Below are 23889 nucleotides of genomic sequence, written 5' to 3'. Positions count from 1 at the left end.
CACGGCCGTGCCTTTGGCTCAATTGATTGGCATACTGCTTATTGGGAGCATTTTGCTCATTGTGCTCACGGCTGCCGGTGTCCGCGGCTGCCCGCCCTAATCAAGGAGGATCATGCAGCGTTCCGTGCCCCGGCGGCCGTTGCGGTTCTCCACCCAGACCCTCCTGCTCCAGTTGTCCGTGGTGATCCTCGTTGTCCTGTTCAGCGCCGCCGTGCACGCCTGGCTCACCTACGACAGGGTGGGCAGCGAGGCCGAAAACCAGGCCCTGACGCTGGCGCGGACCGTAGCCTCGGACGCCTCGGTGCGGGCTGACGTGCTGGCCATCAGCCAGCAGCCCGGCACTCCCCCGGCCGCCGAACTCGCGGCGGGCCCGCTGATGGAAGCAGCCGAAGCGGCACGGACCCGGACCGGCGCCCTGTTCGTGGTGATCACCGACGAGACCGGCCTGCGGCTTGCCCACCCGGACCCGGAGCGCCTGGGCGAAAAGGTCAGCACCGACCCGTCCGAGGCCCTGGCCGGCCGGGAGGTCACCACCCGGAACACGGGAACGCTGGGGCCCTCTGCCGGGGCGAAGGTACCCGTCTACGCGCCGGACGGCACCACTGTGGTGGGCGAGGTCAGCGTGGGCTACTCCATGGAAACGGTGGGCCAGAGCGTGGCACGGGATATCGGCCCCGTCGCCCTCACCGCCGCCGGGGCGCTGCTGGCGGGCGTGCTGGGTTCCTTCCTGCTGCGGCGCCGGTTGACGCGGCTCACCCTGGGGCTTGAACCCGAGGAGATCAGCACGCTGGTCCACGACCAGGTGGCGGTCCTCCAGGGCGTGGACGACGGTGTCGTCGGCGTCTCCGCCGACGGGCGGATCACCGTGTTCAACGCAGCCGCCCAACGGCTGCTGGACCTGCCGGACCTGGCCGGCAGCCGCTGGGAGGACGCTCCGGTGCCGGACCAGGTGAAGTCCCTCACCCGGGCAGGCTCCAACAGCCCCGAGGCGCTTGAGCTGGTGGCCGGCGGGCGCGTGCTGGTGGCCAATGCCCGCAAGGCCCTGCACCGGCGGGAGGACCTTGGCTGGGTGGTGATGCTCCGGGACCGCACGGAACTCCAGCAGCTCACCCGGCAGCTGGATGCCGTGGGAACCATGTCCACGGCGCTGCGGGCCCAGCGCCACGAGTTCGCCAACCAGCTGCACACCATTGCCGGGTTCATGAGCATCGGCCAGCACCAGCAGGCCCGGGAGTACCTGGCACGGCTGGCAGCCACCGGGCCGCTGAAATTCCCGGTGGACCAGGCCGAGCTGCTCCAGGACCCGTACCTGCAGGCCTTCGTGGGCGCCAAGGGCGTGGAGGCGGACGAGCGCGGGGTGGCCCTGCGGATCGGCCCCGAGACCCTGGTCCGCGGGCAGGTGGCGGAGACCCAGGACGTCACCACAGTGCTCGGCAACCTGATCGACAACGCGGTCAACGCCGCGGTGGCAGGCTCCGCCACGGACCGCTGGGTGGAGCTGGAGGTGCTGGACGAGCCGGACGACGACGGCGGCACGCTGCACATCGTCGTCGCCGACTCGGGTGACGGGCTGGCGGAGGGAACGGACCCGGAGGCGATCTTCGCGGAAGGCTTCAGCACGGCGTCCGGGCCGCTGGCCCGGAACGGCAGCGGCGGCCAGGGGTTTGGGCTGGCCCTGGCGCGCCAGCTGGCCCGGCGGCGCGGCGGGGACGTCAGGGTCCTGGAATCGGGCAGTCCGGGCGGGCCAGGCGCAGTATTCATGGCCACCCTGCCGGGGACCACGGCAGGGACGGCGGGCAGGACAAGCACAGGAACAGCCGGAAAGGAAACCCATGCCTGAAGATTTTCGGGTGCTGATCGTGGACGACGACTTCCACGTGGCCAAGCTCCACGCCGCCTACGTGGATTCCGTGGCGGGATTCATGGCGCTGGCACCGGTGGGCACCGCGTCGCTGGCGCTGCAGTCCATCCACAGCCTGAGGCCGGACCTGGTGCTGCTGGACGTCTACCTGCCGGACGCGTCGGGACTGGACCTGCTCCAGCAGCTGGACGTGGACACCATCATGCTGACGGCGGCCTCCGATGCCGTTTCCGTCCGGGTGGCCTTCCGCCGCGGCGCGCTGGGCTACCTCCTGAAGCCTTTTACGTCGGAGGCGCTGTCCCAGCAGCTGCGGTCGTATGCCCGGTACCGCCGCCTGCTGGCGCAGCCCGGGGCCCTGGACCAGGAGGCGGTGGAGCGCGCCAAGCGCGCTTTGATCCCGGGCGACGTCACGCCGTCGTCAAAACCCCGCTCGGCAACCGAGGCGGCAGTACTGGAATCCCTGATTCCCGGCGAGCAGTACTCGGCGGCGGAGGTGGCCGGCCGGGTGGGGGTTTCCCGCGCCACCGCGCAACGGTACCTGTCCTCCCTGGCGGACGACGGCGCCGTGGACATCCAGCTGCGGTACGGAACGACGGGAAGGCCGGAGCACCGCTACGGCCTCCCCGCCACGTGAGCCGGTGCTCCTAGTTGCTGCCCTTCTGCGCCACGAGCTCGATCTCCACGAGCATCTTGGGGTCCAGGAACGGCAGGACATGCACCAGTGACAGGGTGGGGCGGATATCGCCGAAAACCTCGCCGTGGGCCCGGCCTGCGTCTTCCCACTTGCTGATGTCCGTGAGGTAGAGCTTGGACTGGACGACGTCCCCGAAGGAGAAGCCGGCCTCAGCGAGGACTGTGCCGAGTTTCTGCAGGATGTACCGGGTCTGGGTGTAGAAATCGTCCCCAACGATTCCGTCCTCGCCGCTGGCCGCGGTGGCGGAGATGTAGAGGGTGTCGTCCACCTGGACGGCCCGTGAGTAGCCGAGGGTCTGCTCCCAGACGGAGCCGGTGCCGAAGGTTTTGCGCATGGTGGGCCTTTCACTGCTGGATGGGGTTCGGCACCACTGTAGGGCTGCTACACGTCGAGGCGGTAAACCAGCAGTTTTATGTCAGTTCCGGGGACCAGCCAGTCACGTTCGGGCACCCGGCGGAAGCCCGTCTTGCGGTAGAGGCCGTGGGCGCTTTCCCAGGTCTGTCCGGTGGTGAGGGCAACAGCCTTGATGCCGTCCAGCTGCCTGGCATAGTCCAGGATGGCATCCACCATGGCCCTGCCCGCGCCGCTGCGCTGCACCGCCGGATCCACCACCAGCATGCGGAACTCCAGCTCGTCCTCGAGGGCGATGTCCGCGTATGGCTCACCTGCCCGCGCCAGTGTCACCGAACCGACAACCTGGCCGTCCCGTTCGGCCACCCAAATGGTGGCGTGCCCGGCCCGCAGCGCCACGTCCTGCACTTTGCGCATGTAGGGGTGGTCGGCGTCCTCAAAGTAGCCCGCGGCGAGGTAGGAATCACGCGTAATGCGGGCAACGGCGTCGTAATCTGCTTCGACGGCGGGACGGACTGTTATCTGCGGCTGCACCCGTCAATGGTAGTGGTACTGGCCGGTAGCACCTGGCAAACCGGCGCTTTTCGTGAGCGAACTATCAGAGCGGGAATTTACCCGAAAGCTCCAGGCCCCCGGCGCAGGTCCAGGCGTCCAGGCGGTCGGCGTCGGTGGGCCCGCCCTCCAGCGGACTGGCCAGGCGCGGCCGCCGGACCCAGCAGCCGGCCTCTTCCGCAATGAGCGCACCGGCCGAGAAATCGTGCTCGTTGAGGCCGCGCTCCCCGTACGCATCGTGGGTCCCGTCGGCCACGAGGCACAGGTCCAGGGCGGCGGATCCCAGGCGCCGGACATCGGCGAAGCCGTCCATCAGTCCGGCCAGGAAAACGGCCTGTTCGGCCCGGACCCCGGGATCGTAGCTGAACCCGGTGGCCAGGATCTGGCCCTTCCGGCCCGGGACGGGCCCCTCCAGCCGGGTCACCCTCCCTGCTTCCTCCAGCCAGGCGCCCTGGCCGCGTGCGGCGTAGTAGACGCGGCCCAGCGCAGGGGCGTTGACGACGCCGGCCAGCCAGGCGCCGTCGGCATCGGCGACTGCCACGGAGGTGGCGTAGTAGACGATGTTGCGGATGAAGTTGGTGGTGCCGTCCAGCGGGTCGATGGACCAGCGGTAGCCGGTGGGTTCGGCCGGCCGGGTGGTGCCGTGTTCCTCGCCGGTGATGGCGTCGCGCGGGCGGGCTGCCGTGATGACGTCCCGGACGGCGTGCTCGGCCGCGACGTCGAATGCCGTGACCCAGTCACCGGCGTCGCCCTTGTTGCTGGCCTGCAGGGCCTCTGCGTTGCGGCCGGCCAGCACCGCGGCTCCCGCCCCCGCTGCAGCCTTGGCCACCTCCAGCAGGTCTGTAGGACTCGTCATGCCGTTACCTCCGCGTCAGTGTGTTCTGCCGGAGCCGCGGACTCAGGCCCCTCTGCTTCAGCCCCGCCCTCCAGTGCTGCCGGCCCGCCGGCCAGGAGCTTGCGGAAACCGTCCTCGTCCAGCACCGGAACGCCCAGCTGCTCGGCTTTGTCCAGCTTGGTACCGGCGCTTTCACCGGCCACCAGGTAGCTGGTGTTCTTGGAGACGGAACCGGCCGCCTTTCCGCCCCGGACCAGGATGGCTTCCTTGGCTTCGTCCCGGCTGAAGTTCGGCAGCGAGCCGGTGACCACCACCGTCAGTCCTTCGAGCGTGCGGGGCATGGAGTCGTCGCGTTCGTCCGCCATCCGGACCCCCGCGGCCGCCCAGCGGTCCACGATCTCCTGGTGCCAGTCCTCCGCGAACCATTCCTTCAGGGCTGCAGCGATGGTGGGGCCGACTCCGTCAACATGCGCCAGGTCCTCCTCCGACGCCTGGCGGATGGCGTCCATGGTGCCGAAGGCGGTAGCCAGCGCACGGGATGCCCGCGGGCCCACGTGCCGGATGGACAGTGCAACCAGCACCCGCCAGAGCGGCTGGGCCTTGGCCTTCTCCAGTTCCGTGAAGAGTTTTTCCGTGGTGGCCGTGGGCTTGGACGGTGACTTGGCCGTGCCCTTGCTGTAGAAGTAGGGCACCAGCTCGTATTCGCCCGTCGGGACGCCTTTGGACCGCTTCTCCCGCCGGATGCGGACGCCGGCCAGGTCCTCGCGGGTGAGGTCGAACAGCGCGGCTTCGGAGGTGAGCGGCGGAACTTCCGGCTCGGCCGGCTGGGTCAGCGCAATGGCGGCTTCCCAGCCGAGGGCCTCGATGTCGAAGGCTCCCCGGCCGGCCAGGTGGAACACGCGCTCGCGCAGCTGGGACGGGCAGGACTTCGCATTAGGGCAGCGGATGTCCACGTCGCCCTCCTTGGCCGGAGCCAGCGGTGTACCGCAGGAGGGGCATTCGGTGGGCATCACAAAATCCCGCACCGGCGGGTCCTGCTGGTCGCGGAGGGCAAGGACCGGGCCCACGATCTCGGGAATCACGTCGCCCGCCTTGCGCAGGACCACGATGTCGCCGATCTTCACGCCCTTGGCCTTGACCACGTCCTGGTTGTGCAGGGTGGCCATTTCCACGGTTGAGCCTGCTACCTTGACCGGTTCCATCATGCCGAAGGGCGTCACGCGGCCGGTGCGGCCCACGTTCACCAGGATGTCGAGCAGCTTGGTGTGCACTTCCTCGGGCGGATATTTATAGGCCACCGCCCAGCGCGGGACCCTGGTGGTGTAGCCAAGTGCGCGCTGGGTGGCGAAGTCGTCCACCTTGATGACGATGCCGTCGATCTCATGCAGCAGCTTGTGGCGCTGGTCCCCGTAGCGCTTGATGAAGTCCAGGACCTCCCCGACGCTTTTAAGCACCTCGGAGTAGGGGCTGACAGGGAGGCCCCATTCCTTCAGCAGGGCGTAGGTCCCGGACTGGCTGCGCGCCTGCAGACCTTCGCGGGCGCCGATGCCGTGGACAAACATTTTGAGCGGGCGCTTGGCTGTTTCGGCAGGGTCCTTCTGGCGGAGCGAGCCGGCTGCAGCGTTGCGGGGGTTGGCCAGGGGCGCTTTGCCGGCTTCAATCAGTGCTTCATTAAATTCGGCGAAAGCCTTGGACGGGATAAAGACTTCCCCGCGGATTTCCATCTCGGCCGGAAAGTCCCCGCCCTGGAGCTGCTGCGGGATTTCCTTGATGGTGAGGACGTTGTGCGTGATGTCCTCACCGGTGGTGCCGTCCCCGCGGGTGGCTGCGCGGACCAGCTTCCCGTCGCGGTACAGGAGGTTGACCGCCAGTCCGTCGATCTTGAGCTCCGTCAGCCAGGCCACGGCAGGGGTGCCGTCGCCGAGCTTGCCGATGCCGGCCTCGGCCTTGGCGAGCCAGGCCTCCAGTTCTTCGAGGGAGAAAACATCCTCGAGGCTGTACATCCGCTGCAGGTGCTCCACGGGCTCGAACGCGGCGGAGACTTCCCCGCCCACCTCCTGGGTCGGCGAGTCGTTCGCCACGAGTTCGGGGTGGAGCGCCTCGATCTCCTCCAGGCGCCGGAAGAGGTCATCGAATTCGGCATCGGAGACCAGCGGCGCATCTTCCTGGTAATACGCGAACCGGTACTTCCTGACCAGGTCCACCAGGTTCTCGTATTCCTCACGGACGGATTCGGTGGGGACGGCCTCAGGTTCCTTTGGTGTCCCGCCGGTGGCTGTTCCGGCACCGGGGGTCCGGTGCGGAGACATCGAGGCGGTCTTTTCTGCGGGGCCAGGTCCTGTAGTCACAGACCTATCTTGCCTCACCGTCCGTCAGTGTGCCCGGAACCGGGTCCTGCCCCACCAGGTGAAAGCCAGCCCTGCGGTTCCCACCAGCAGCACACCGGCCGTGATGGTCAGGGGGTCCGGCCCTCCCGTTCCCGGACCGCCGGCGGGGGCAACGGCCGCGGCCTGGGTTGGCCTGGCCGGCCTGGTGACGGGTTTGGTCCAGTTTGATTCGGTGGAGGCAGTGGCCGAGGACGTGGTGCCGGGTTCCGTGATTGCGGCTTCCGGGGTGGCGGATCCGTCGGGCGATGCTTCCGCGGGGTCTGGAGCCGCGGGAACGATGGACTCGGCGGGCGGGGGTGCCGGGGTGGAGGTCGCAATTGGCTGGGCCGCCGCCGGGGGCGCCGGCTCAGGGCCACCTGGCTGGCCGGGCGGCTCGTCGGGTCCCTTTGGTTTGTCCGCCCGGCCTTCGCCGGGTTTTGTTTCGGTGGGCTCCGGCGTACAGGATGCCCCGCACGAGGGGCTGGTGATGGTGGTTGCCGTGGGATCCGGAGTCTCAGCCGCTGCGGCCCCGGCCGCGGACAGGCTTACTGCGAGCGCCAGGACGGCGGCCGACGCCGTCGCCGGGACAGCGCGGAGTGCTGGTAAGGACGGGGACATTTGCTACCTTTCGATGCGCGCAGTCCCCCGCTGCGGCTTTCTGGTGTCCCCGGTAGTTTTCTATACCTCCACGGAGGGCCGCAAATCCACCGGATCTGCGGCCCTCCGTGGACGCGATGCGTAACGCGATGCGTCAGACCCTGTTTTCGGGGGGCAGCGCCACCTGGATTTTCCGGGCCTTGCCGCGGCCCACCACGTAGCCGCGGCCCGGGATGAAGTCCGGGCTGACACGGCCCAGGGAGGTGTTCAGCAGGCTCTCCCCTTCGATGTCGCCGGGGTTCAGCAGCAGCCCGCGCCGGCCGGATTTGAACGGCTGGGCAAGGGACCAGGCGGAGGACCAGGTGGAGGTTTCGGATTCCCCCACCACCCACTGGTCCGCCTTGATGGACGCCGTCACCAGTTGGGCCACTCCGGATTCCGCCAGGGTGTCGGTGAACTCGGTGAGTCCTTCGATGAAGATGCCCAGGGCCCCGGGATTCCCGGAGGAGTGTTCCACCAGGTCCTCCACCACCTCGGCGAGGTCGTCTGCGCCCACGATGGACCGGTTCCAGATGGGCAGGGACGCGACGGCGGAGCGCCGGGATCCGATGTAGACCAGCTCCGTGTCAGGGCTGGACCGGCGCAGGGCGTACGCGAGTGTCACCAGGGCGACGGTGCGGCCTGCACCCGGGGGGCCGGCCAGGAGCAGCGGTCCCCTGGCCAGGATCTCGGCGGGCTGCAGGGTCTCGTCGTCGACGCCAATGACCGGAAGGCCCTGGCTGCCGGCGGGCAGGACCTCCAGGTCCACCTGTTCCGGAAGCCTCTCGATGACGGGGGCGGCGTCCAGTCCCTGGCGCTGCATGGCTTCACTGAGTTTGTGGACCTCGCGGGCCTGCAGCGCCAGGTTGGAGTTCCCGCCGAGGACTGCCAGCTGGGCTTCGAGGCCGTCCAGGAGTCCGCGTCCGGGAGGTGAGGCGGCGTTGAGGACGTCCCGGGGCACGTCCAGGGAAATGTAGTCGTCTTCGGAGGACAGCCGCAGGACCAGGCGGCGCTGGATGGAAGCGAGCAGTGACGCCGGCACGGCGTTCGGCCTGTCGCCGGTGACCACTAGATGGATGCCGACGGCGCGGCCGTCCGTGGCCAGCTGGAGGAAGATGTCCCACAGGGCGGATAGCCTGCTGTGTTCGTAGGCCTCCCGGAACGCGGACATGCCGTCCACCAGCACGAAGATGCGCTTTTCATCGGGCCTGTTGGCCAGCTTGCGGTACTCCACGATGGTGGCGGCGCGGACCTCAGCGTACCGGGCGGAGCGCTGCTCCGCGATGTCCCGCAGCAGGCGCAGCAGGCGCCCGACGCGTTCCACGTCGTCGCCGTTGATGATGCCGCCCACGTGGGGAAGCTCTTCCAGCATTCGCAGCCCGGAGGAGCCGCAGTCGATGCCGTAGACATGCACCGGCCCGCCGCGCGGCGTGATGGCCGCGGCAATGGCGATGCCGCGCAGCGCTGCGGACTTTCCTGACCCGCCGGTGCCGTAGATGGCCATGTTCCCGTCCTTGTCCGGTTCGTAGAACACGGTGGGCTGGGACTGGCGGGCGGGATCGTCGGCAACGCCGAGGAGGAGCTGCTCGTCCGTGCGGGGGTTGGGCAGCCTGGAAAAGTCGTAGGTCTTGGCCAGTTCGTCCAGCCAGGGTTTGCGGGGGGCATGGATGGACAGCGTCTCGGCAGCCCGGACGATGGTTGAAGTCATCCGCGCGATGTCGTTGGGGCCTGTGGGCTCCGCCGCCTTGGGTTTCTCCGGTGCCGGGGCTTCCCAGCTGGGCCCCGAGCCGAAGGCCATCTCAACAACGTCGATCTGCGGCCGCTGCGGTTTCTCCGTGGTCCAGCCGCCGGCGTAGCCGGTCTGGAAGCCCTGGATCCGGCCGGGGCCCGTCTTCGCCGCGCCACGGCCGGGGATGGACGGGTCAAAGTATGCGGCGTCCGGCACGCCCAGGATGTCCGTGGCGTCGTCCTCATCGGCCATCCGCAGGGCCACCCGCAGGTTGGTGTTGGCACGCAGGCTGTCCTTGATGACGCCTGCCGGGCGCTGGGTGGCCAGGATGAGGTGCAGCCCCAGGGACCGTCCGCGGGCTGCCACGTCCACAACACCGTCCACGAATTCAGGCACCTCGCTGGCCAGCGCGGCAAACTCGTCGACGACGATCACCAGGTAGGGCGGGGCGTCGGGGTCGGCCTCGCGCTGCAGGGCCAGCAGGTCTTTTGCTTTCTTCCGGTTCAGCAGGTGCTCGCGGTAGTGGAGTTCGGCGCGCAGCGAGGTCAGGGCGCGCCGGACCAGGTGCGGCGAGAGGTCTGTCACCAGGCCCACGGTATGGGGCAGGTTGATGCAGTCGGCGAAGGCGGCCCCGCCCTTGTAGTCCACGAACAGGAAGCTGACCCGGTCCGGGCTGTAGGCGGCGGCCATTCCCATCACCCAGGACTGCAGGAATTCGGATTTGCCGGCACCCGTAGTGCCTCCCACCAGGGCGTGCGGCCCCTCGTTCTTGAGGTCCAGGTACAGCGGTTCGATGCCCTTGGAGCCCACCAGGGCCCGCAGGGTCCCGTTGTCCTTGCGGTTGGCCACGGCGCTGGCGTGCACGGAGTTGTTTTCCGTCCAGCGTTCGGCGACGGACTGGGGGTTGTCCAGGAAGTCCTTGCCAATCAGGGTGGCATAGGAGACGGCCCGCGGAAGGTCGGAGTCGTCGTTTACGGGCTTGCCCACATCCATGACGGGCGCCAGCATCCGGGCCAGCTGGGCGGCCAGTTCCGCGTCAACGCTTTCGCAGCTGACGGGGTACGTGTGCCTGCCCAGGCGGACCTGCCCCGTGGTGGTGCCGTGGTCACCGTCCACCACCATGAAGTCGCGGCAGGCTGCGGGAAGCGACTGGATGTCGGTGGCCACCCAGATCACGTGGACGCCGGAGTCAGGGCCGCGCTCTGCGAGCCGGGTGAGCCTGCCGCGGTCCACCGGGGCGTCGTCCTCCACGATGACCAGCACGGCCGGCAGCACTGGTTCGGCCACCTCCTGCTTGGCGGGGTCCAGCTCCGGCCGAAGGTCGGCGCCGGTGCGTTTGGCCGCCGCCTCCCGGGCGTCCAGGAGGTCCTCGAGCCGGGCCAGCAGCGAAGCCCCGCCGGCTGAGCCGGCCGCCAGGTGGTCGCCGGCGAGGGGGCTGTGCCCTGAGCCCACGTGGGGCAGCCACTGCAGCCAGTTCCACCGTTCCCGGGACTGGGCTGACGTGATGGCCGTGAGGACCACCTCCGCGGGCGAGTGGAGCCCCACGAGCTGCAGCACCATGCCGCGGGCCACGTCATCCACCAGGCCGCGGGCGCCGGCAATGCCCAGGGAGCCGGAGCTCCGCAGCTGCGAGACAACGGGAACGCCCTCAACGTTGCGGAACTGCTTCAGGCAGTCCTGGATCTCCCGGGCGTACTGGACTTCGGTGTCGTTGTTCTGCGGTTCCTCAAGCAGGACCCGCGAGGGTGCGGTGCCCAGGCCAAACCGGAGGCCAAGGAATCCGCGGTGTTCCGGACGGTGGGTCCACAGCAGCGGACCCAGTTTGTAGATGGCGTCAACGGTGTCGCTGACGGACGGCGCCTCCTGCAGGCGGACGGCGCGTTCCACCTGCTGCAGTTCGGTGAGGTCGTGCCGGAAATCGGCCATGGAGGCGCGGAACTGCTTGAGCTGTTCCTTCTGCTGGCGCCTGGTCCGCATCTGCTGGTCCACGTAGTGGCCCACGACGAACAGCGGCATCATCAGCATGAACAGCACAGAGAGCGGGTTGCCGGTCACGGCGAAGATCACGGCGCCCATCAGCAGCGGGGTAATCATCATGATGTACGGGAAGGGATTGTCCTCGGGCCGTTTGGGCCCTGACGGGACCACGCGCTTTGGCTCCTCGAAGCGCGGAACCACCCGGGGTGAGCGGTTGAAGCTGACCAGGGGCGACGTCGGGGCTGCCGCATGGCTGTGCCCCAGCGGCACCACGGTCACGGTGGTGTCGCCCAAGGTCACCGTGTCCGAGGAATTGAGGGTGGCGCGGGTGACCGGAAGCCCGTCCATCAGGAGCCCGTTGGCGGAGTTGGTGTCCACGATTTCCACGCCGTCGCCCACCGTGATCCGGGCGTGCCGCTTGGACGTCAGGGGGTCCGAGAGGCGGATGTCCACGTCACGGTCCCGGCCGATGTAGCTGGTGCCGGTGGGCAGCGAAAACTCCCGGCCGGCGTCGGGCCCCGAAAGGACCCGGAGGGTGGCCGCTGCGGGACCGCGGCCGGCACCGGGCACGTCGAACTGCGTGCTGACCTGGGCCAGTGACACCACGGAGCCTGGGCGGAGGCCGGACTCCAGGAGGTTGTCGGTCCGGGTGAGCATGTTTCCGCTCAGGCCGGAGCCCACGAAGGCTTCCTCGATCCGCAGGGAGAGGTTGTCCGGGGCCGGCGTGCCCTTGCGGCCCGGGTCCGCGGCCCAGAGCACGGCAGCGGTATCGGCAACGGTGGCCAGGCCGTCAACTGTGACGGCGAGGTCCTTGGACTCGGCAGGATCCCGGCGAAGGGTCAGGCGGATCCTCATCCTTCGTCCACGCCCCTCATCTTCTCCAGCAGGTACAGGTCCTCGGGGGTCACCAGGTGCGACGTGACGGCGTGCTCCACCAGCCTGGCCCGGCGGTTGGTGGCCAGCTTCCCGCCGCCCCCTCTTAGGCCCACCACACCCACGCGGTCGAGTTTGTCACAGACGTTATCCAGCTTCCGGTTGAAGCGGGTCAGGGCCCAGCCCAGGGTCTTGGCGGCCGCGGCCGAGGAGGGAATGGCGCTGAAGCCGGTCCCTTCCCGCCGGAGCATAGGTTCGGCGAGCGCCACGATGAGTGCTTTCTGGGAGTCCGTGAACACTACCGGGCCGATAGTGGTGTCGCCGTTGCTGTCGCCCTCGCGCGACTCCTGCCGGAACGACGGCGTCTTCAGGTGCACCGCGAACTCGTAGGTGGTGGGTCCGGCGGTGAAGATGATGTTGGTATGGCTGAAGACCAGCGGGATCCGGGCGCCCGGCGCCAGCCAGGCCTGCATTCCGCCGGAGGCATCCGCCACCGTGGCGGAGAGCATGCTGCCCACGTTGCTGAGCCACCAGATGCCGTCGTAGCGGGCCACCTGCAGGAACTGCCGGTGCAGGTAAGGGTTGTCATCGACCTCCAGGTCGCCTTCTCGGCCGATATTGAAGACGTCCTCGTCCGATGGCTCGTACCACTCGCCACAGAAATCTATTGCTAGATCCCCCATTTTCTGTGCCTCCTCGTTGGGCAAAATTTCACCGGCTAACTTTTCGTTGGACAAGCCGCCGCCCGACAACCTGTCGTGCGGCCGCATGGTGCGTTTCGTCGTCGTACTTGCTGCTGGGATGGTCCGCGGCTCAGGAGCCGGTGCACGCAATGGAGCTTTCCTCCATCGGGGAGAAGGCGCCGTCAGAGCGCACGATCATGACCTGGATGCAGGTCTCCCCCGCCGGATTGACCGTCACCCTGACCGGCGGCTGGTCGATGGACTGGTATTCGCCGCCGCCACCGATGGTGTAAACCCGCCATTTATACGTGTCTCCCTCTTTGGGCTGCGGGTTCACCCAGGTGAAGGAGGCGTTGCCGTCCCCTGCCACTGTCCCGGTGAGGCCTTCCACATCCGGCACCGTTCCGTTGTCCAGAGCATCGGCCGGCGGCCTGCTGGCCTGCTGGGTCTCCACCGCAGCGGGTTTTTCCGGCGAGGCGTTGGCCACCACCAGGCCCACCACCGCAGTGAGGGCCAGCAGGGTGCCGCCCGAGATTGCCAGCCAGAGGTTGCGCCGGCCGTGGTCCGCAGCCGGCGCTGCAATGGCCGGCTCCTCCACCCTTGCCGGCCGGTGGACGGTGGTGTCCGCGGCGTCAGCGCCCGAGCCGGTGCGGCTTCCGGGCAGCGTGCCCTCGTCCTGGGCTGCACCGGCGCTGCCGCCGGAACCGCGCAGGACGGTGGCATCCGCCCACTCCTGCGGCTGCGGGGCAGGGGCCGGGGCCGGCGGGAAGCCCGCGGAGGCTGTCGGGGTAAAGCGCGACGGCGGGGCCTCCGCTGCGGAGCCCTGGCCGCTACCGCTTTGGCTGCCGCCGGCCTGGGGCCAGGTGCGTGCCGGGAAGGTGGGGGCGCTGCCGGTCCGCTCCGGATCGATCGCCGCGATGCTCCGGACGCGGGTCTCCTCGACGCCGTCGTCCGGCTGGCTGTCCTCGTGGTGCGGCTCCTCCAGCACTTCAAAGGGTGTGACGGAGAGGTTGAGTTCCGCCTGGATGCGCTGCAGGGCAAGGGCGAAGGCGTGCGCGGAAGAGTATCGGGACTGTGGCGACTTTGCCATGGCCGTGGAGAGCGCCAGTTCCAGCGACTCGGGGACGTCCGCGCGGCCCAGCCGCGGAACCGGCGTGTTGCTGATCCGGCTGATCAGCTCGCGCTGCGAGTTGTCCGCCCCGGGCATCACAAAGGGCGACCGGCCGGCCAGCAGGGTGTAAAGCGTGGCACCGAGGGCCCACACGTCCACCATGACCCCGTCCACCGCGCCGTCGGTGAACTGCTCCGGCGGGGACCAGGGGATGGACATTCCTGAGTCGTCGTCGGCGTCCCCGGCGAGGGTGCCGGAGATGCCGAAGTCCGTGAGGGCGGGGCGGTTGTAGTCCGTGACCAGGATGTTGGCAGGCTTGATGTCGCGGTGGGCGATGCCGGCACGGTGGGCGGTTTCGACGGCGGAGGCCACCTGGATGCCGACGGCCAGGACTTCATCCACGCTGAACCGCTGTTTGCGGTACCGGACGTCCAGGCTGGGCCTGGAGCAGTACTCCATCGCCAGGTAGGAGTGGCCGTCGTCGGTCACTTCCGCCTCGAAGATGGTGACGATGTACGGATGCGAGGACAGCTGGGCCATCAGGTTCGCCTCGGATTCGAACCTGCGGCGGGCACCCTCCGTCTTCAGGTCCGAGAGCAGCACCTTGACTGCAACCTTGCGGCGCGGCCTGTCCTGTTCATACAGGTAGACGTCGGAGAAACCGCCGGACCCCAGCAGGCTGATATAGGTGAACCCCTGGATGCGGGGAGGCGGCGCGACGGGCCGTTTGGAACTCAAGGAATCTCCTCAAAACGCAGCGAGATGTTGTCGCCCAGCTCAGCGATGTCACCGTCCAGCAGGATGGCCATCTCGTTCTGTGCCAGGCGGCGGGGAGACTGGCCTTCACGCACCAGGACGGTACCGTTCGTGGCCTTAAGGTCGCACAGCATGACGTGCCAGCCCTCCAGCCGGACCTCCACGTGAGACCGCGAGATGTCCCCTTCCGGGCTTGGAACCTGGACCAGCCTGGGCATGACGCCGCCCTGGACCCGGGACACGGACGGCTGCCGTCCGATGACCAGCGATTGGTCGAGGTCCAGGAGTTCCCCCGTGGACACGCGCACCCTGCCCAGCCGGGGGCGCGGCACCTGGACGGCGTCCGGGAGCAGCCCCGCCCCGCACGCGGCGCACTGCGCCCGGGTGGGCGGGTTGGCATGGCCCTGGCGGCAGACCCGGGCCAGGACGGTGGGCCCGGCCGCCGGATCCTCCGCAACCGGTAGGGCGGGCTGTCCGGCTGACGTGGGGATGCTGCTCTTCATGACCGTCTGGCCGTCGTGGTCAGTGTCGACGGCGGCGCTGCCGGGATGGGACTGCTGCGCGGCTGCTGCCGGCGCGGCCACGGCCGCCCGTGGCCCAGCGCCGGTTTGCGGGACATTCGCCTGCGGGACAGGTATCTGCGGGTCAGGTATCTGCGGGGCGCTGCCCTGCGGGACATGGATTTGCGGGGCGCTGCCCTGCACGGCGGCGTCCGCACCCTTCTTCCACGGAACGGAGTCAATGAGCCCCCCGGCAGGGGCGGGAGATGCAGCCGGCACGTGAGAAGCAAGGGGCAGCGGAGAAGCAGGGGCTGCCGGCGGCCCTGCCGCGGGCGTGGGGGCCGCCGTCGGGAGTTCGTGTCCGTCAGGCTGTGCGTTAACTGGGGGTTCTGCCTGGTCTTCCCCGTCCGGGCCCGTTTCGGGAGTTCCGTCGATTTCCTCCTCGTCGTCGTCCCGTACTGCCGCGTCCTCGATGCTCCGCACAACGGTCCTCTCCCAGAGGTGGTCGTAGGAGCCGGTGTGGTCGCTGGCGGGAGGTGCCGGCTCGCCGGGAGCGGGTTCTGCCGGGTGGACGTCCGCCGGACGTACCTCCGAGAAGATAATTTCTGACGGCGCGGAGCCGTCAGCTGAAGCATCGTCAGAGTCGGAAGCCGCGCCGGAGTCCGGAACGGAACCTGTCATCCCAACGTGCGCGGCGCCGTCTTCCTGCGCCAGGTCGCCTTCCCGGTCCTCAAGATCGCCGCCGTCTGCCGGCAGGTCGTCGTCGAGAATGCCGACAACGGTCTCGGCCGAGGCGCCGTGTTCCGGAGCGACGGTCTCCGCTGGGGCCTCGTGGTCAGGAGCGACGGTCTCCGCCGGGGCCTCGTGGTCCGGGACGATGGTCATTTCTGCGCAGGCATCAGCATCGGGGGCGGTGTCCCGGACGTCAGCGATGCCGACGGAGTCCACCACAACCGAGGGAACGGCTGCGGACGGTCCAAGTTCCGGCTGGCGCGGCGCCAGCACCAGCGCCAGGGACTGCAGCAGGACAACACCCTCCCCCAGCGGCAGTTCCTGCTGCCCCGGGGCGCCGGCAGCCGGAATGGCCAGCCGGCATGCCCCAGGCAGGGCAAACCGGCGCTCGTTCCAGGTGGTGACGTCCCGGCCGTCGAGCTCCACGCGGCCGTCGGACAGCTCCACTGCGAGGTCGAGGTCGCCGCGGAGGAAGACCCGCAAGGGACCGGTGGCCTCGAGGATGCCGAAGGACGGTATCTGCGCCAGCGAGCCGCCCGAGCTGCTGGTCACCGCATGGAGTACCTCGTGGACTTCGGGATTGGTGCCCAGCAGGTCCCACACCGCACCTGCCAGAGCCGGCGGGGAATCCGGGCCGAGGATGACGGCCGTGCTCCCACGGACGATACCCAGCCAGGTGCCCGGAACGTAGCTAGTGCCGGTCATCGGAAGGCTCCCCTTCCTGGTGCACGGCTGCTTCGCTGCCGGGTTGGGGCCCAGCCTGTGCCGCCTGCGACCGCGGCAGCGTGTCTTCATCTTCCACATCAGGGTCGCGCCGCGGTGCGGTGGTGGCTGCACCGGCGTCATTCAGGACATTCCTGGCATCCACCACGATCACCGTGATGTTGTCGCTCCCCCCGCTCCGGAGCGCGGCCTGGATCAGGGCATCGGCGGCTTCCTGGGGGTCACCCACCGTGCTGAGGATGCGGAGGATGTGATCGTCCGTCAGCTCGCCGGTGAGGCCGTCCGAGCAGACCAGGACCCGGTCGCCTTCCTCCACGGGGAGCAGCCAATAGTCGGCCTCGGTCTCGTCTCCCGTGCCAAGCGCGCGGGTCACCACGTGGCGGCGGGGATGGACGGTGGCCTGTTCGGCGGTGATCTCCCCCGCGTCCACCAGTTCCTGCACCTCGGAGTGGTCCACGCTGATCTGGACAAACCGGCCCTGGCTGAGGCGGTACGTGCGGGAATCCCCGATGTTCATCACCAGCCAGTAGGGCATGCCCATCTGTTCCACCACCACGGCACCGGCCAGGGTGGTTCCGGCGCGCGCCCCGGTGGCCTCGCGGATGGCGGTGTCCGCCTGGACCAGGTACTGCTGCAGGACCGCTGCGGTGACGGTCCGTTCACCCGTAGCGAGCTGCGGGATGGCAGCGAGGGCGCGGACGCACATGCCGCTGGCCACTTCGCCTGCCTCATGGCCTCCCATCCCGTCTGCCACGGCAAACACAGGATCGGAAGCGATGTAGGAATCCTCGTTCAACTCCCGGCGGAGTCCCCGGTCTGTCCCGTAGCCGTAGCCCAGGCTGAGGCCCGGCTGGAAGGTGGAGGGAACGCTGGCGGGCTGTTGGTTCATGCCTGTCCTAGGTAAAAGGTCCGGTCTCCGAAGTGGACACTGGATCCCGGGGTAACAAAAGTGGGGACCCCCGGCGCGAGGGGCGTCCTGGCGCCGTCGGGGGTGGTCACGGCGCTGCCGTTCGTGGAGTTCCGGTCCGTCACCCAGATTCCTGCGCCATCGGTCAGCAGGTGGAGGTGGGTCTTGGAGATGGAGCGGCCGGGATCGTCGACGGCGAGGAGCTGGGCATGCTGTTCGCCCGCCTGGCCCACGGGGTTGCGGCCCACCAGGACGCTCCGGTCCAGCTGGAAGTCGCGGCCGTCGTCCAGCCGGATCCGCAGCACAGCGACGGGCGCCGGACCGCCTGCGCCCGGCCGCACCTGGGTGCGTTCGACGTCGTCGTCCACGTGGTGCTGCGTGCCCTGCCCACCCTGAACGGGAAGGGACGGGGCAGCGGGCACAACAAGGCCGCCGGGAACAGGCTGGCCGGCTGGCGCATGAGCAGCCGGCGGCGCGAAGGACGCCGGCTGGGCGTAAGGCATGGTCTGCGACGGCGGCGTCGGGGCGGACGGCGTCCGGGCAGGCGAGGCAGGCGCGGATGCCACCACGGGGCCTGGCGGCGCCGGAGCTGGTTGGGGGCCGGCCACCGGGGAGTGCACCTGCTGCACCGGGGGAAGGTCCAGCGGCGCGAAGCTGTAAGGGCCCTGGATGCCGCCGGTGGTGATGGGGTTCCGGCCGGCCTTCACATCGAAGACCAGTGCTTTGGCTGCTTTGTCGTGCCAGCCGCGCAGGCCGCTGTTCTTGTCCCAGTGGCTGGACACCACCACCAGCACGGCCCAGGCAGCGCCCGCAAGCACCAGCGGCGCAAGGATGAACAGGGCGGGCTCGAACCATCGGAAGACCACCACCAGGACGGCCGCCAGCAGCGCCAGGATGATCCCGGCACCGGTGATAAGTCCCCGGAGGAACACCGTGCCGGCGCCTGGCGCATAGCCGTCGTTGTCCGCGCTGCGGATGCCCATGAGCAGGTTTCCGGGAGTCTTGCCCGTCCTGGCTTCGATGCCCATGACCGTGAAGAGGTACACAGCCGTCAGCGCCAGGCCGATGCCTCCGGACAGCACCAGCGACGCCGTGTCATAGGTGATGAACTGCCCGCTGCGGGTCCGCGTGATCCCGGCAAAGCCGATGGCAAACGTCACCACCAGGACGGCCAGCGGCGGCAGCCAGTCAATGACGGCAGCGCCGAGCCGCTTGCCGGCCGTGGCCGGGGCAAGCTGAAGGTTCACTCCCATTCCCGTTCCTCCCCCTGGGACGGACCCCGACTGCGCGGTGGTACCGCCGGCGCTCCCCCGCCCGGTGCCTGCGTTGAGTGGATCCGCGGCCTGGGCAGCCGGGGATCTTTGTACTACCGGGATAGTACCGGGAATACCTGTTCCGTGGGCAGCCGGCGCCGCGTGCAGGGGTTCGCTGGCCGCGGCGCCGCCGGGCTGCAGGGTGCGGGCGCTGCGCGCCGCCCGGTTGGGCAGGGGCGCTCCGCAGGAGGTGCAGAAGGCCGCCCCCGCGCGGATGGCCTGCCGGCAGCGGGGGCACGTCTGGAGGTCCGCCGTCACGGTGCCGCGGGTCCCTGCCGGGGTGGTTCCGGCGTCGTGCGGTCGTGCTCCGGAGTCCCCTCCGCAGCAGGACCCTGCGGCTCATTCCGCTCCGGCGCAGTCCCACCCTGGCCGGTGGCAGCCGGCCCCGTACGACGGCGGGACGCCGGGTTGAGGGCCTTAAGGGAAGGCAGTGCCAGCGGGCCACGCAGGGCCAGGGCGTGGCGGGCATCGGCCAGGAGCGACCGTGGCGAGAACCTCGCCTGCTGCCGGCGCCAGAAGCCGGCCGTCGAGGTCATCTCCTGCAGGGAGCTGTCCACGATGGTCCAGTACTCGCGCACCTCCTCCTCACTCGGCTGGCCAGCGCCGAAGATGGACGCGTCCGCACGCCTTGCCAGCAGGGTGGTGGTGCCGCCCGCGGCGGGGAACGCCTCGGCAAGGACCGCTGCGCTTTCGCGCCGCGTGGCCCGGGAGTCAACGGCGGCACCCATGTCGGTGGCCAGGCTGACCACCTCGCTCCAGCCGCCGCCCACGCGCTGCGCGGGATGGCCTTCACTGAACCGCGACTTCCGCCGCCGGGACTTCAGCAGGGCAATCAGCAGCAGCGGCAAGAGAAGGACGGCCAGCGGGATCAGGGCGATGCCCAGGGCCCCCAGCAGCGCGCCCCAGAAGAGCCAGGGGTTGTTCTTCTTCTCATCCGCATCCAGCGCGTCGGGTGAGGAGTCCGGCGGGAGGTCCGCCGGCTCCTGCGGCGGGGGCGGCGGCTGCAGCACCTGCGGTTTGGGCTTGGACTTGTTTTCCGGGTCCGGCGGGATGGGGATATTGTCCTTGGGCGGCGTGGGGTCGAAGCTCACCCAGCCCACCCGTTCGAACGCCACTTCAACCCACGCGTGGACGTCCTTGCCGGTGATCCTGACCTCGCCCGCACCGTTCTCGGGGCTGGTGGGTTCAGGGTAGAAGCCCATCACCACGCGGGACGGGATGCCGAGGTGGCGCAGCATCAGGGACATGGCCACGGCGTACTGCTCGTCGTCGCCGAGCATCTGCTTGGCCGTGAGGAGGTCCCTGATCCGGGCGGATCCGTGGCCGGAGACGCTGGGCAGCTGGCCCTCGCTGACCAGCCCGTTGCTGAAGGCCCCGGTTTTCTGGAAATGGGCCTCAATCTGGCGGACCCGGTCGATGGGCGTGGGCGCGTCGGAGGAGAGGTCGTTGGCCTGTGATCCCACCACCGGCGGCACTTCCACGGCGCCGGGAAGGGACAGCTTCGCAAAGTCGTACTGCGCCAGCTGCCCGTGTTCCAGCTTTACGGGGTCCGAGACCTGCACCCGGTAGGAGTCGCCGCGGGACAACCCGTTGGTGGTGACGGCGGTGTCGGTGCCGGAGTTGAAGTAGAGGCCGGATGCCGCGGCTGAGGCGGTGTCGTCGAAGCTCAGCCCGGTGGTCTTGCGGCCGCCGGGGACAAAGAAGCCCTGGTAGTCCTCAACGGTGATGTTGATGGCGTAGTCGTTGGTGGGAACAACGCCGGAGGTATCGGCCAGGGTGTTGATCGATTCGGTGTCTCCCACCTTGCTGAAGTTGCCGGAGCCGTTGGGGTCCATCGTGTAGTTGGTGCCGTTGAAGGAATCCAGGGCGCCCAGCCGGACGCGGCCGTCGCGCGGCAGGCCCTGGACCACGAACAGGGTGTCGTCCTTCTTGTCCTTGACGAAGGTCCGGAAGCTTGCGAGGGGTGTGATGTAGTCCTTGGGATCGAACGGCGGGACCACGACGTTCCGGAGGACCTTCCGGTCGTTGCCCGCCGTGACCAGGGGTGCGGCGAGCGCGGTGACGGCCACGCTGACGGCGATGACGCCGGCCGCCATTCCCAGCCGGCGGAGCCTGGCGCGCTGCGCGGTGGCGGTATCTGTCTGCGGGTTGTTGACGGAAACCTTCCGGGTGGAGTTCTTCCGGAGCGCGTCCCTGCGGAAGGTGGCCCAGGCGATCCCCAGCACGGTGAGGCCAATGCCTCGTTCCACGGTGAGGAAGGCGGCGTTGGTGCTGAAGGCGATGCCGGTGACGAACAGGACCAGCACGGGCAGGAGCGGGAAGTAGGGGCTACGAAGCCTCCAGGTCAGGATGGCGGCCACCAGCGCGGTGATCATGGAGCTCAGGAACGGAACGATCAGCACACCGCCCGCGGTGCCCACGGGGACACCGACCGTCAGCATGTCCTTCCAGGCAAACACAATCCCCAGCAGGAGGATGCGGAGCGAGTCCAGGGTGGGGACGAAGCCGGCGATGGCGGAATCGGGAACCGCCAGCAGGGTACCGAAGACCAGGTAGGCGCCCAGGGCCAGTGCCGTGGTGATGAGCAGCCCCAGGCGCAGGTGTGCGTTCAGGGCGCCCAGGGCCAGCCCCAGGAAGATTCCGCCGAAGCCGGACAGCAGGTAGTAGGGGTCGCCGCCGAAACTGAGCCCGAACCCGAGCAGGCCCAGCCCCAGCAGCACAGTCAGTGCACCGGCGTCGAGCACAAAGTGCCAGAACGGCTGCCCGTTGGCAAAGGCGGAGTCTGCCTGGTCCCGGGGTGCGGTGCGGATGGTGCGCGGCTGTGCGGTGCGGGTTTGGTTGGCGCGGGGGCGCGTGCTGCGCGGGCGCAGGCCTTCCGGGGAGGTCATGCTGCGGCCTTTCTCAGCACAATGGCCAGGTCAGTCAGGTCTCCGAGCGTCAGCACGGTGAGGTCTGCGATGTTCGCCCGCGTGGGAGAGGCGCCGGCCTCCACCCGGACGGCGAGGCTGCGGACGCCCGGAGGCACGGAAGCGGCGGCGGAACGCAGCTGCGTGGCGGTCACGTGGCTGCCCACCACAAAAAACACCACGGAGGCGTTGGGAACAGTGTCGGCCAGGGTCCTGGCAAGGTCGACGGCGGTCCGGCGCATGGGCGCGCCGATGATCCGTGTCATGTCGTCCAGCAGGTTCCGCCCGGTTTCGCAGCGCAGCGGGCCTTTCTGCGTGAGGACGTCCAGCTCACGCTGCTCGCGGATGGCCTGCCTGCCGATGGAGGCGGCGGCGGAGACGGCCATCTCGAACTCGGTTTCCGAGGCGTACTCGTCGGTGTTGATGGACAGCGAGATGGCCAGGTGGGCGCGGCGGGTTTCCTCGAACTGGCGCACCATGAGCTTGTTGGTCCGGGCCGTTGTTTTCCAGTGGATGTGCCGCCGGTCATCCCCCGGCACATAGTCGCGCAGCGCGTGGAAGGACACGTCCGCGCTGGAGAGGTCCGTGGTGGGCATGCCTTCGAGGTCCCGGATGAATCCGGCCGCCGAACCGGCCAGTGCCACTGTGCGCGGGTGGACGAACAGGTCCTCCGGTTCGGTCCACAGGACCTGGCGGCGCAAAAGGTGCAGCGGGTCCGCCCGGACCGACCTGACGGGGCCGACGACGATCACGGCACGGCGCGCGGTGGGAATGGTGAAGAGGTCCTCGTGGACCTGCTGCGGCTTCATCCGCGGCAGGTGGAACACGGCGGTGGCGCTGCCCACCGGCAATTCCAGGGCGGCGGGCAACAGCGGCCGGGCGGAGGTGTTGGAGACCGCGATGCTGCCAACGGCGCTGTCCCCCACCGCCACACGGGTCCGGGCCAGGTCAAGGACCACGCCATAGGACGAGCGGCCCAGGACGAACCCCACCGCAATCACGAACATGACGAACGCGGCGATGGCCGCGGCCTTCGCCTCCTGCCAGCCAAACGCCTGCCCTGTTGCCCAGAGCAGGATGGCGGCAGCGAGGACTGACCAGCCCAGGACGCTGACCACTGACAGCACGGGCCAGGCGTACTTCAGCCAGGCTCCACGGACGGCACGCCAGGCGGGGGCCGATGCCATGGCTGCGGTGTTCCTTGCCTCGGCCCAGACGGCTGAGGGGTGCAGGGCGCCGGGACTGCCGTTCCTGGCGAAGGGTTGCTTCAGACGCTCCGTGAGCCGGGTCAACGGGGTGCCGCTGGACATATATGTGCCTTCGTTGTTGCGTGGAAAGTGGTGGTGTCCTGGCCGGGGCGTCAGGCGTTGGTGCGCTGCTGGGGGGCCGCGATGTCCGCCAGGATCCGCGTCAGCACCGCTTCGGCGGTTGCTCCCGAGAACTCCGCTTCGGGATCCATGACAAAGCGGTGGGTCCACACCACGGGAGCCAGTTCCTTGATGTCGTCCGGGAGGACGAAGTTGCGGCCCTGCCCGGCGGCCCAGACCTTGGCTGCCCGGACCATGGCCAGGGCACCGCGCACCGAGACGCCCAGCCGGGTTTCCGGGGCGTTGCGGGTTTCCTCGCAGAGCCTGGAGATGTACTCCAGCACCGCGGTGTCCACGTGCACGGTGGCTGCCAGGTCTGCCATGTCTGCCACGGCCTGGGTGGTGATGACGGCGGACAGTTCCTGGGACCGGTCCTTGAGGTTGGAGCCGCCCAGCAGCCGGACGGTGGAGGCGTGGTCCGGGTAGCCGATGGAGGTCTTGATCAGGAAGCGGTCCAGCTGCGCCTCGGGCAGGCGGTAGGTGCCGGCCTGCTCGATGGGGTTCTGCGTGGCCATGACCATGAACGGCCGTCCGGCTTCATAGGTGACGCCGTCCACCGTGACCCGGGATTCCTCCATGACCTCCAGCAGGGCCGACTGGGTCTTGGGCGAGGCACGGTTGATTTCGTCCGCGAGGACGATGTTGTTGAAGATCGGGCCCTTGTGGAACTCGAACTTCTGCGTCTTCTGGTCGTAGATGGTCACGCCGGTGACGTCCGAGGGCAGCAGGTCCGGGGTGAACTGGATGCGGTTGTTGGAGCCCTGCACGGTGGCGGCCAGCGCCCGGGCCAGGGAGGTCTTGCCGGTGCCGGGGGCGTCCTCGAACAGCACGTGGCCCTCGGCCAGCATGGCCGTGAAGGTGAGCCGGATGACGTGTTCCTTGCCCAGCACGGCCTGTCCCACGTTGGCAACGAGCTTCTCGAACGTGTCTGCAAACCAGGCGGCCTGCTCGGGGGTCATGGTCATCGTGTTGCTCTTCCTGCTTAAGGTTTCAGGTTTTTCATGGGGCCCGGGAGAC

16 protein-coding genes are annotated in these 23889 nt (G+C 69.0%); 2 read left to right on the top strand and 14 right to left on the bottom strand.

The window, feature by feature from the left end; all coding sequences use genetic code 11:
* The first annotated feature begins 112 nt into the window (after window positions 1-112).
* Complete coding sequence (locus AC4BCK_RS06785; protein ID WP_364271707.1) at window positions 113-1840, top strand: sensor histidine kinase; 1728 nt, start codon at window positions 113-115, stop codon at window positions 1838-1840.
* A complete protein-coding gene (locus AC4BCK_RS06780) occupies window positions 1833-2495 on the top strand; it encodes a response regulator (protein WP_251424821.1) in 663 nt (220 codons plus the stop codon). Before AC4BCK_RS06785 ends, AC4BCK_RS06780 begins: the two co-directional genes overlap by 8 nt.
* Before the next feature lie 10 nt (window positions 2496-2505).
* On the opposite strand, the gene AC4BCK_RS06775 is transcribed toward AC4BCK_RS06780, so the two are convergent.
* The 14 genes from AC4BCK_RS06775 to AC4BCK_RS06710 form a co-directional block, all read right to left on the bottom strand.
* Window positions 2506-2889, bottom strand: coding sequence for a RidA family protein (locus AC4BCK_RS06775; RefSeq protein ID WP_364271710.1), 384 nt, complete (start codon window positions 2887-2889; stop codon window positions 2506-2508).
* 47 nt (window positions 2890-2936) lie between these two features.
* Window positions 2937-3440, bottom strand: a complete 504-nt coding sequence (locus AC4BCK_RS06770; protein ID WP_174179545.1) for a GNAT family N-acetyltransferase — start codon at window positions 3438-3440, stop codon at window positions 2937-2939.
* A gap of 64 nt (window positions 3441-3504) precedes the next feature.
* On the bottom strand, window positions 3505-4314 hold the full coding sequence (locus AC4BCK_RS06765) for an inositol monophosphatase family protein (protein WP_490566774.1): 810 nt from the start codon (window positions 4312-4314) through the stop codon (window positions 3505-3507).
* On the bottom strand, window positions 4311-6602 hold the full coding sequence (gene ligA / locus AC4BCK_RS06760) for an NAD-dependent DNA ligase LigA (protein ID WP_363938108.1): 2292 nt from the start codon (window positions 6600-6602) through the stop codon (window positions 4311-4313). Before ligA ends, AC4BCK_RS06765 begins: the two co-directional genes overlap by 4 nt.
* A 63-nt stretch (window positions 6603-6665) precedes the next feature.
* The gene (locus AC4BCK_RS06755) at window positions 6666-7277 is read right to left on the bottom strand and encodes a hypothetical protein (RefSeq protein ID WP_400634138.1); all 612 of its coding nucleotides are present in this window, start codon (window positions 7275-7277) and stop codon (window positions 6666-6668) included.
* Window positions 7278-7410: 133 nt separating this feature from the next.
* Window positions 7411-11856 (bottom strand): type VII secretion EssC family protein, encoded by a 4446-nt coding sequence (locus AC4BCK_RS06750; RefSeq protein ID WP_490566773.1) that lies wholly within the window; start codon window positions 11854-11856, stop codon window positions 7411-7413.
* Window positions 11853-12557 (bottom strand): hypothetical protein, encoded by a 705-nt coding sequence (locus AC4BCK_RS06745; protein ID WP_174179541.1) that lies wholly within the window; start codon window positions 12555-12557, stop codon window positions 11853-11855. Before AC4BCK_RS06745 ends, AC4BCK_RS06750 begins: the two co-directional genes overlap by 4 nt.
* Window positions 12558-12687: 130 nt before the next feature.
* Complete coding sequence (locus AC4BCK_RS06740) at window positions 12688-14406, bottom strand: serine/threonine-protein kinase (protein WP_400585860.1); 1719 nt, start codon at window positions 14404-14406, stop codon at window positions 12688-12690.
* Complete coding sequence (locus AC4BCK_RS06735; RefSeq protein WP_490566772.1) at window positions 14403-16361, bottom strand: FHA domain-containing protein; 1959 nt, start codon at window positions 16359-16361, stop codon at window positions 14403-14405. Before AC4BCK_RS06735 ends, AC4BCK_RS06740 begins: the two co-directional genes overlap by 4 nt.
* Entirely contained in the window at window positions 16348-17268 is a 921-nt protein-coding gene (locus AC4BCK_RS06730) for a PP2C family protein-serine/threonine phosphatase (protein ID WP_363959311.1), read from the bottom strand. Before AC4BCK_RS06730 ends, AC4BCK_RS06735 begins: the two co-directional genes overlap by 14 nt.
* Window positions 17265-18857 carry an RDD family protein gene (locus tag AC4BCK_RS06725; protein WP_490566771.1) on the bottom strand — a complete coding sequence of 531 codons (1593 nt, stop codon included), beginning with the start codon at window positions 18855-18857 and terminating at the stop codon, window positions 17265-17267. The genes AC4BCK_RS06730 and AC4BCK_RS06725 overlap by 4 nt, the downstream gene beginning before the upstream one ends.
* A complete protein-coding gene (locus AC4BCK_RS06720) occupies window positions 18854-21487 on the bottom strand; it encodes a transglutaminase TgpA family protein (RefSeq protein ID WP_490566770.1) in 2634 nt (877 codons plus the stop codon). Before AC4BCK_RS06720 ends, AC4BCK_RS06725 begins: the two co-directional genes overlap by 4 nt.
* Window positions 21484-22815 (bottom strand): DUF58 domain-containing protein, encoded by a 1332-nt coding sequence (locus AC4BCK_RS06715; RefSeq protein WP_174179531.1) that lies wholly within the window; start codon window positions 22813-22815, stop codon window positions 21484-21486. Before AC4BCK_RS06715 ends, AC4BCK_RS06720 begins: the two co-directional genes overlap by 4 nt.
* A gap of 50 nt (window positions 22816-22865) precedes the next feature.
* Window positions 22866-23837: an AAA family ATPase gene (locus tag AC4BCK_RS06710; protein WP_188809275.1), complete on the bottom strand. Its 972-nt coding sequence runs from the start codon at window positions 23835-23837 to the stop codon at window positions 22866-22868.
* Window positions 23838-23889 lie beyond the last annotated feature (52 nt).

The sequence above is a fragment of the Pseudarthrobacter sp. As-47 genome, assembly GCF_058215595.1.
This window is presented reverse-complemented; position numbering and strand designations above follow the sequence as displayed.

Bases quoted from the DNA above. Each gene is read 5' to 3' on its own strand.
- AC4BCK_RS06785 (WP_364271707.1), top strand. From the start codon at position 113: ATGCAGCGTTCCGTGCCCCGGCGGCCGTTGCGGTTCTCCACCCAGACC.
- AC4BCK_RS06780 (WP_251424821.1), top strand. From the start codon at position 1,833: ATGCCTGAAGATTTTCGGGTGCTGATCGTGGACGACGACTTCCACGTG.
- AC4BCK_RS06775 (WP_364271710.1), bottom strand. From the start codon at position 2,889: ATGCGCAAAACCTTCGGCACCGGCTCCGTCTGGGAGCAGACCCTCGGC.
- AC4BCK_RS06765 (WP_490566774.1), bottom strand. From the start codon at position 4,314: ATGACGAGTCCTACAGACCTGCTGGAGGTGGCCAAGGCTGCAGCGGGG.
- ligA (WP_363938108.1), bottom strand. From the start codon at position 6,602: ATGTCTCCGCACCGGACCCCCGGTGCCGGAACAGCCACCGGCGGGACA.
- AC4BCK_RS06755 (WP_400634138.1), bottom strand. From the start codon at position 7,277: ATGTCCCCGTCCTTACCAGCACTCCGCGCTGTCCCGGCGACGGCGTCG.
- AC4BCK_RS06750 (WP_490566773.1), bottom strand. From the start codon at position 11,856: ATGAGGATCCGCCTGACCCTTCGCCGGGATCCTGCCGAGTCCAAGGAC.
- AC4BCK_RS06745 (WP_174179541.1), bottom strand. From the start codon at position 12,557: ATGGGGGATCTAGCAATAGATTTCTGTGGCGAGTGGTACGAGCCATCG.
- AC4BCK_RS06735 (WP_490566772.1), bottom strand. From the start codon at position 16,361: ATGACCGGCACTAGCTACGTTCCGGGCACCTGGCTGGGTATCGTCCGT.
- AC4BCK_RS06730 (WP_363959311.1), bottom strand. From the start codon at position 17,268: ATGAACCAACAGCCCGCCAGCGTTCCCTCCACCTTCCAGCCGGGCCTC.
- AC4BCK_RS06720 (WP_490566770.1), bottom strand. From the start codon at position 21,487: ATGACCTCCCCGGAAGGCCTGCGCCCGCGCAGCACGCGCCCCCGCGCC.
- AC4BCK_RS06715 (WP_174179531.1), bottom strand. From the start codon at position 22,815: ATGTCCAGCGGCACCCCGTTGACCCGGCTCACGGAGCGTCTGAAGCAA.
- AC4BCK_RS06710 (WP_188809275.1), bottom strand. From the start codon at position 23,837: ATGACCATGACCCCCGAGCAGGCCGCCTGGTTTGCAGACACGTTCGAG.